We start from the raw sequence: 3,329 nt of genomic DNA, 5'->3' as shown, positions 1-3,329 counted from the left end.
AGTCCATTCCCGGAGGCCAGTCGACGGCGCGGCCCTGTGACTCGAGATCGTAGGCAATCTCGTCCGCCAAGTACGCGGTCATCGTCTCCTCGTCGGCGTAGTCGGAAAAGGATTCCGCAGGAGAAACGAAGAACAAAAGGACGACGGCGTACTTCCCGATCAGCACCGAAGCGACCGCCGCAATCGCGGCGATCGCTCCGGCGACGGTGTCGTTCGCCAGCCTCTGGGTCCCCACGAGGCGGACGCCCACTCCCGCCAGCGCGCCGACGCCCCAGGCGATCCACCCGACTTCGTACCCTGTGAAATAGCCAATCGCCGCCCAGATGGCGGCCCCAACGAGACCTCCGATGATCCCTCCGACCGCCATCTTCATTACGTTCATGGGCCCCTGCTTTCTTTTGAGGTGCCAGCCGCCTCATTCGTGCGGCAGACTCGGTGCGAGTTGCCTCACGTCGCCTTCACTCACTAATGGCGTATGTCTGCAAAGCCTTTCATTCGATCCCTACCCACAGCTCTACACCCTATCCTTGGCGGCAAGTGTGCTACTCTCGAAGCGAGACCGTCTTTCCCACGGGAATCCATATGAGAGCTGCCAGAGTCGCTTGCCTGCTCCTCCTCGGTTTGTGCTTGCCTCTCCTGTCCGAAGCCCAGAGCCTGGGAAGCGTCGCAAAGAAGGAGCGCGACCGCCGGGAAAAGAACAAGAAACAAGGGGTGGCCGCGCGGGAGTTCAGCGAGGAAGAGATCTTCGGACCGACGAAGGAGGAAAAAGCTTCCGAAGGAGAGGCCGTCACGGACGCTGAGTCGAGCGGCGAGGCTTCGGAGGAGATCGTGATTCCGGGACCGAGCCCGAATCCTGAGGATGACATCGATCCACTCGAGAAGGGGAGCCGCAAGCGCCGGCGCAATGAGGCCGAATGGCGATCGAGGGCCGCCGACGCCCGGTCGCGCGTCGCCGACGCGCGAGAGCGGGTCCGGTTCTTCGAAGAGCTCTACCTGGGTCCTGAAGAGTACTACGTCGACGAGAACGGAAGAACGGTCATCGGGTCGACCGAAGAGCTTCAGCGAATGACGCGGGAGGCGAAAGAAGAGCTCGCCGCCGCCGAGGCGAGCTGGAAGCAGTTGCAAGAGGAGGCGAGGCGGTCGGGAATTCCTCCCGGCTGGCTACGCTGAAAAAACAACCCTGAACCTCCTGGACCTGCTCGACCACTCGACTGGGACTCGACGACTCAACTCCTCTCACAAACCCAATCGCGCACTCGAATCCTCGAGGAAGACTCCGCAACGGTAGGACCCGAGCCGGGCCACCGGTCGTGCTCCTAGATTCGCGTGAAGATACAAGCCCTCCTGGTGTCACACGGGCCGGTCGCTCTCCAGAAGTCTGAAAGGAGACCGCCTCGTCGCGTCCCGAAGACTTAGCGAAGCCTTTGCGAAGGATGGCTGACCATACTCCGAGGGAGAGTCGGGTTACCCGTGCGTCATCGACGAGATACGGAGTCACCGCCGCGACTCGGAAGCCCTTAAAGAACAGGAGGTCGGAATGATAAAAGGATTGACCGTCTCAGCGCTCAGTATCATCGTGCTGGTGGTAGTTGTCAGTGTTGTTTCGACGATGAGCCCTCCACTGCATGCCGGGGGGGCGACGCGCATAGCGGGAATCGGTTTCTTTGCCGATCCTGGCGAATGTCTCGACGAGCAGGGTGCTGAAGCCGATCTTGCCCTCAGAATGACCGGGGACTTGGTAGGTTGTCATTACATATTCGTCGAAGAATGGGGATGCACGCGGAGCGGGACGTACCATGAGAGGGGGACCGAAGTGTTCGTCGGGGAGTACAACGGAAAGACGGGCACGTTCGCGACGACTTACCTGTTCACGGCGAAGCTGGCTTCTTGTCCCGACCTCTCGACGGAGATTTTTGGGCGCTGCCAGCATCCTATTGTCAGGGGTAGCGGCACGGATGATTTCGAAGGGGTCACGGGACGATTTGATGTCAAGGACGACCTCGAGGCCGGAAACTTTCCCTACAAAGGTCATTTGCGATGGTGAGCTCACGGGGAAGCAATCCCGGGAGCTCTGATCGTGCGATAGGTAGGCAAGCGGGGCGAAACGCTCGAGAGGGAGGTAGACATATGTAAACGGCTTGCGACTCGTGTTCATTTTGAAATAACATGCCCCAACGGGGGTTGCGCATGGCCTGAGTCGCCACTCCGGTTCATCGCACGATTCGATTCAACTGCCCGGATACGACTCCTCTTGGCGGGCGGACCCGACGGGAAACCGAGATGTCAGTCCATGCTTCTCGAAGACGGGCCGTTCTCGCCCTCAGTCTTCCGGCTCCGTTCAGGGGAAGCGCTGCGTCGAAAGAGCGAGCGGACCGTTGGGTACTTTGAGACTGCATCTTCTCGGTCCGGTCCGCGTGGAACGCAGGGGGATGCCCGTTCGAGGGTTCGAATCGCGGAAAGCGCTCGGGCTTCTCTGTTACCTGGCCGCCGAACGCCAGCCACTGTCCCGAGCCCACCTGGCGGACATGTTCTGGTGCGACAAGCCCGAAGCGCGCGGACTCGGCAACTTGAGCCGCGTTCTGCACAATCTCGCGTCCCTGATGCCCGGCTGTTTGGCGACGAATCGTCGTTCCATCCAGTGGCAGGGAGGCTCGCGCTGCTGGCTCGATTTGGACGCTTTCGACGAGCTGGCGGGCAAGAACGAGGCCAAACAACTCGCCGAGGCCGTCGACCTCTACCGAAACGACTTCATGGCTGGTTTCACCATCGACGACTGCCCCGAGCTCGAAGTGTGGCTCGCTAGAGAGCGGCAGCACTGGCGCGATCGCATGATTCGAATCCTGGGAGATCTCGGAAGCTACTGCAGTCGCAACCAAGATATCCATCGGGCCTTGGACTACACGAGGCGACTCGTCAGAATGGAACCCTGGCGCGAAGAGGCTCACAGGGAGTTGATGCGTTTGCTGGCTCGAAGCGGGCAACGAACTGCTGCCCTGGCGCACTACCAGAGCTGCCGACAAGAGCTGGCCCAGGGACTGGGGATCGAGCCCTCGGAAGAGACCTCGCAGCTCTACCAAAGAATTCGCCAAGCTGAATCCGCATCCCCGCCTCATCTGCCAGTCGAGACGACTCCACTCGTCGACCGTGAGGCCGAGCTCGCCGAATTGTCGCGCCGACTCATGGATCCTTCTTGCCGCCTCTTGACCATCGTCGGACCGGGTGGCATCGGCAAAACTCGAGTCGCAATCAAAGCCGCTAGGGAATGCACCGATTCATTTCTCGATGGCGTGTATTTCGTGGAGCTGACCGGGGTCTTATCGAGCAAGTTT

At 60.6% G+C, this 3,329-nt stretch carries 4 protein-coding genes; 3 read left to right on the top strand and 1 reads right to left on the bottom strand.

All coding sequences use genetic code 11. The annotated features are described in order from the left end of the window. On the bottom strand, positions 1 to 382 hold a 382-nt coding region (locus VEK15_05235; protein ID HXV60075.1), incomplete at its 3' end, for a hypothetical protein. Positions 383 to 582: 200 nt separating this feature from the next. Between VEK15_05235 and VEK15_05230 the strand changes: the two genes are divergently transcribed. From VEK15_05230 to VEK15_05220, 3 genes are all read left to right on the top strand, one after another. Then, entirely contained in the window at positions 583 to 1,170 is a 588-nt protein-coding gene (locus VEK15_05230) for a hypothetical protein (protein HXV60074.1), read from the top strand. Positions 1,171 to 1,537: 367 nt separating this feature from the next. Beyond that, positions 1,538 to 2,044 carry a hypothetical protein gene (locus VEK15_05225; GenBank protein HXV60073.1) on the top strand — a complete coding sequence of 169 codons (507 nt, stop codon included), beginning with the start codon at positions 1,538 to 1,540 and terminating at the stop codon, positions 2,042 to 2,044. A 331-nt stretch (positions 2,045 to 2,375) separates the two neighbouring features. After that, positions 2,376 to 3,329: bacterial transcriptional activator domain-containing protein (locus VEK15_05220; protein ID HXV60072.1), on the top strand; the 954-nt coding region annotated here is incomplete at its 3' end.

The sequence above is a fragment of the Vicinamibacteria bacterium genome (assembly GCA_035620555.1).
Taxonomy (GTDB): domain Bacteria; phylum Acidobacteriota; class Vicinamibacteria; order Marinacidobacterales; family SMYC01; genus DASPGQ01.
This window is presented reverse-complemented; position numbering and strand designations above follow the sequence as displayed.

Excerpts from the sequence above, each read along its gene's own strand:
- VEK15_05230 (HXV60074.1), top strand. The coding sequence starts at position 583 with ATGAGAGCTGCCAGAGTCGCTTGCCTGCTCCTCCTCGGTTTGTGCTTG.
- VEK15_05225 (HXV60073.1), top strand. The coding sequence starts at position 1,538 with ATGATAAAAGGATTGACCGTCTCAGCGCTCAGTATCATCGTGCTGGTG.